We start from the raw sequence: 4,643 nt of genomic DNA on the forward strand, positions 1-4,643 counted from the left end.
ACTCGGACCTTGGCGCGGGATTCCGCATTGCGACCTACGACCTGGAACTGCGCGGCGGCGGCAACCTGCTGGGTGACTCCCAGTCGGGTCACATCGCCGCGGTCGGGCTGGAGCTCTATACCGAGCTGCTCGAAGAGGCGGTGCACGAGCTCAAGGGCGAGGCTTGGCACGAGCGCATCGACCCGGAAGTGAACCTCGGACTCGAGGCGCACCTGCCCGATGACTACGTTCCGGACGTGGGAGAGAAGATTAATTTTTATAAAAAACTCTCCAACGCCCTGACCGATCAGGAGCTGCAGGACGTCGCCGACGAGCTGATCGACTGCCACGGCCCGCCGGGCGAGCCGGTGAAAAACCTGCTGGGAACCCTCCAGGTGGGCGTTCTGGCGCGGGAGATGAACGTGACACTGGTGGAACTCAAGGGCAGCGACCTGTCCATTCGTTTCCACGAGGACCTCTCGCGCGGGGTGGAGATCAACCAGGAGAAACTGCTGGGGCTTGTCACCGCCGAGCCACAGCGCTACCGTTTGCGCCCTGATATGCGGTTACTGGTGAAATTGAGCGCCGAAGAAGCCGAAGACCCGGCCGCTTCCACCAGAAAGATCCTCGCCGCGCTGCGCTAGCGGGCGGGGAAGCCGGGTATCGGACGGGTTGGGGAACCCGGGGATCTGACACGAAATCTATGAAGAACCCAAGCGGTTCAAGGAGTTCCACTGGAATGAAAAGCCATCGCAATAGCTGGATTCTGGCGCTCTGCGCCCTTGCCCTCGTCCTGACGGGTGCCTGCGACAAGAACAAGGACAAGCCCGCAGCCGGTGCCGAGGGCGCTTCGAGCTCGGCCGAGATGCCCGACATGCCCAAGCCCACCGGCGAAGTGCTGGCCACGGTCAACGGCGTGGATGTCTACACCGACGAATTCATGCAGGCCGCGCGCCGCCTGCCGCCGACCAGCCGCAGCGGTCTGATGCAGCCCGACAAGCGCAAGAAGTTCTTCGAGGACTTCGTCGAGGACAAGCTCCTCTATATTGAAGCCAAGTCCCGCGGCCTTCAGAACGATGAAGACGTCGCCCGCCGTATCAACGAATACGCCGAGCGCGTCACCATCCAGGCACTGCGTCGTGACATCCAGCGCCAGCCTGTCGACGATGCGAAGATTGAAGAGTACTACAACTCCCACATCGAGGAGTTCACCCAGAACCGCGGCCGCTTCTCCATGATCCTCAAGCGCCGTCCCCCCAACCGCACCCCCGAGGACGACAAGCGCATCGAGTCCGAGATCAAGGCGATCTACAAGAAACTCCAGGGCGGCGGCGACTTTGCGGCCATCGCCAAGAAAGAGTCGCAGGAACCCCGCAGCGCCCAGGTGGGCGGCGACATGGGTTTTGTCGATCTCTCGCGCTGGTCTGCCCGCGTGCAGGAAGAGGGCGAGAAGCTCAAGGTGGGCGAGCTCAGCCAGCCGTTTGAAGTCGGCTATGGCTGGATCATCCTCAAGCGCACCGAGAAGGAAAAGACCATCACCGCGCCGCTCTCCGAAGTGAAGCCCCGCATCGCCCAGCGCATGCGCGTCGCGGCGGTCGACAACTTCAAGGAAGACCTGCGCGGCAACGCGAAGATCGACGTGAACGACAAGCTGCTCTACTCCCTCGATCTGGGCATGGGTGGAGCCAAGCGTTCGAGCGCGCCGGCACAGGCTGAAGAGCCCGCCGCCGAGACGCAGGAAGCGGCCCCGGCAGAGGGCGGCGCCGAGCAGTAAGGAAGCGCGTTCACGACCCACGGCGTGAGATATTTCAAAAACAACTCCATGATGCGAGGGGTACGGTCCTGGGCCGTACCCCTCGTCGTCTTGTCGGCGCTTTTCTTCTGCGCAGCTTGCGAGAAGGAAATTCCGATCGAGCAGCGACCGGTCCTCGTCGTCAACGGCGAGAGCCTGGGGCTCGGCGCGTTCTACCAGGCCTTCGAGCGTGAAGCTGTCAACGCCGGTGACCTGCCGGAAGGATCGCCGCAGCGTCTTCGCGAGCAGGTCTCCTTTCTCCAGCGCATGGCCGACCGGATGGTGCTCGACCAGTACGCCCGCACCTCGGGCGTGAAGGTCGACGAAAAGGCGCTGGCCGAGGAAGTCCAGCGGCTCAAGTCCGGCTACGACGACGTGGGTTTTGAGCAGATGCTCGTCGAGCGCCAGCTCACCGAGGCCGAGTGGGTGGATCTCATTCGCAGCCGGAAGCGCTCCATGCTCGCGACCGAGCAGGCCCTGGCGACCAGGATCGCCGAGCCCACCGAAGAGGAACTGCGCGAGTACTACGAAGCCCACATCGAGGAATTTTCCCAGCCCAAGCAGGTGCACGCCCGCCAGATTCTCGTCGACTCGGCGGAAAAGGCCGAAGAGCTGCGCACCGAGATCCGCCGCGGGGCGGACTTCGCCGAAGTGGCCAGGGCCAACTCCCTTTCCCCGGACGCCTCCAGCGGGGGCGATCTGGGCTACTTCTCGGCCGGATACATGCCGGTTGAATTCGATCAGGCAGTGTTTATGCTGCGGCCCGGGCGGGTCTCAAAGGTGGTGGCCAGCCCCTACGGGTATCACCTGTTCCTGGTCGAGGACATTCGCCAGCCCCACCAGGTGAGCTTTGAGGAAGCCAGGGAAGAAATCCGCGAGCGCCTGCGTACCGACCGCATGCGCGAGGTGCATGACAAGTGGCTTCACGAACTGCGCAAGCAGGCGAACATCGAATTTCACGCCGAACTGCTGATGCAATGAAATTTCGTCCGACAATTCTCTGGCTTCTCCCGGCGCTGCTGATTGCGGCGGCTCCCGCGCGCGTCGCCGCCGCGGAGGTGGTCGAGCGCATCGTTGCCGTGGTGGGCGATGAGGTCGTGTTGCTCTCGGATCTCGAATCCGCGCTCGATGCGCTCGTTGCGGTCAATCGTGCCGGTTTCGACGCGCAGGCAAAGGCCGCCGGGCTCGATGAGGCCGAGCGCGATGAGTGGATTCGCAAGCAGCTCGCCGGGCAGGCGCCGCAGATCCTCGAACAGCTCATTCGCGACAAGGTCGTGCAGGCGCGCGCCAAGAGCCTGGGCGTCGTGGTGACCGAGTCCATGATCGACGCGCAAATCGATTCGATTGCCGAGTCGCAGGGCGTGACCCGTGACAAAGTGAAGGCGCAGCTCGCGAGCCAGGGCTATAGCTGGGAAGACTATCGCGACGAACTTCGGCAGGGTATTCTTCAAAGCGAAGTGCAGCGCCGCGTCGCGCGCGGCGTGCAGGTGAGCGAAGCCGACGAACGCGCGCTATTCAACCAGGAATACGCCAGCGGCGGCCCCGCCGAAGTGCACCTGCGATTGCTCTTCCTGCGCGGCGATACGCCCGAAAAGATGAAGGCCGCACAGAAAAAGGCCGCCGCGCTGCTCAAGGAGATCCGCGGCGGCGCTGATTTCGCGAAGGTCGCGGCCGAGAACACCGAGGGCCCGGCCGCGAACCTGGGCGGCGATGTGGGCTTCCTCAAAAAAGGACAGATGATTCCCGAGGTGGAAGCCTCCGCCTTCAACCTCAAGGACGGTGAGGTGAGCGAGCCCATCAAGACCGCGCAGGGCATGTTCCTCATTCAGGTGATCGAACGTCGCGGCGGTGCCGATGTTTCCTTCGAGGACGTGCGCGACCAGCTTCGCGAACGCATCTTTGGCGAACGCGCGCGAAAAGCCTTCAACGCCTGGCTCGCCGAACAGGAACAACAGCTTCACATCGAGCGCAAGCTCTAGCACGGAGGCCGGCCCATGAGCGCCGCAATGTACTCCGAAAAAGCCGTGCGCATCGGCCTGACCATGGGCGATCCCCAGGGTGTGGGGCCCGAACTGCTCGTGCGCGGCGTTGATGCCTGGCAGGGGGAGGCCTTCCTTCCCGTTGCGCTGGGTGATGCCGGCCTGCTCCGGCGTGCCGCCGAACAGTTCGCGCCCTCGCTGCATGTCGAAACCGTGCTCGCCGACGCCCTGCCGATCGCACCGATTCCCCACACGCTCTATTGCGTCAACCTCTCGGAGATCAGCGCCGCGGAATTAAAGGACGCGCAGCCGCCGGGCTTTCGATTCGGTCGCGAAGTCTATCGCTATCTTGTCACCGGGATCGAGCTCGCCATGGCCGGGCAGCTCGACGGCCTCGTGACCGCGCCGCTGGCCAAGACCGCGCTCCAGGCGGCGGGCATCGACGCGCCCGGCCACACGGAGATCCTCGCAGAGAAGTCGGGCGTGGGCAGCCGCTTCGCCATGATGCTCGCGGGACCGCGTCTTCGCGTGACGCTGGCAACGGTGCACGTGCCGCTGCGCAAGGTGCCAGAGGTGCTCAGTGCCGCACGCATCGAGGAAGTCACGCGGCTGACCCAGGAATGGCTGACCAGGTATTTCGGCATCGTGCTGCCGCGCATCGCGGTGGCGGGCCTCAACCCCCACGCGGGCGAGTCGGGAATGCTCGGCAGCGAGGAGGCCGACCTCATCGCCCCGGCCATCGCGCGCCTGAAAGCCGAGGGCCTCAACGTCAGCGGCCCCCATGCCCCCGACACCGTTTTCTACCGCGCCTACGAGGGCGACTACGACGCCGTCATCGCCATGTACCATGACCAGGGCCTGGCGCCGCTGAAGCTCGTGCACTTCCACGACGG

At 64.4% G+C, this 4,643-nt stretch carries 5 protein-coding genes; all 5 read left to right on the forward strand.

Going from position 1 to position 4,643, the window contains the following annotated elements:
• Positions 1-623 (forward strand): transcription-repair coupling factor (locus KDH09_00350; protein ID MCB0218115.1); only part of this gene is annotated, 623 nt, incomplete at its 5' end.
• A gap of 95 nt (positions 624-718) precedes the next feature.
• A complete protein-coding gene (locus tag KDH09_00355; protein ID MCB0218116.1) occupies positions 719-1,753 on the forward strand; it encodes a peptidylprolyl isomerase in 1,035 nt (344 codons plus the stop codon).
• 51 nt (positions 1,754-1,804) lie between these two features.
• Positions 1,805-2,752, forward strand: coding sequence for a peptidyl-prolyl cis-trans isomerase (locus KDH09_00360; GenBank protein MCB0218117.1), 948 nt, complete (start codon positions 1,805-1,807; stop codon positions 2,750-2,752).
• On the forward strand, positions 2,749-3,750 hold the full coding sequence (locus KDH09_00365; protein MCB0218118.1) for a peptidylprolyl isomerase: 1,002 nt from the start codon (positions 2,749-2,751) through the stop codon (positions 3,748-3,750). Before KDH09_00360 ends, KDH09_00365 begins: the two co-directional genes overlap by 4 nt.
• 15 nt (positions 3,751-3,765) lie before the next feature.
• The coding region (locus tag KDH09_00370) for a 4-hydroxythreonine-4-phosphate dehydrogenase PdxA (protein ID MCB0218119.1) at positions 3,766-4,643 on the forward strand (878 nt) is incomplete at its 3' end.

Source organism: Chrysiogenia bacterium, assembly GCA_020434085.1.
Taxonomy (GTDB): domain Bacteria; phylum JAGRBM01; class JAGRBM01; order JAGRBM01; family JAGRBM01; genus JAGRBM01.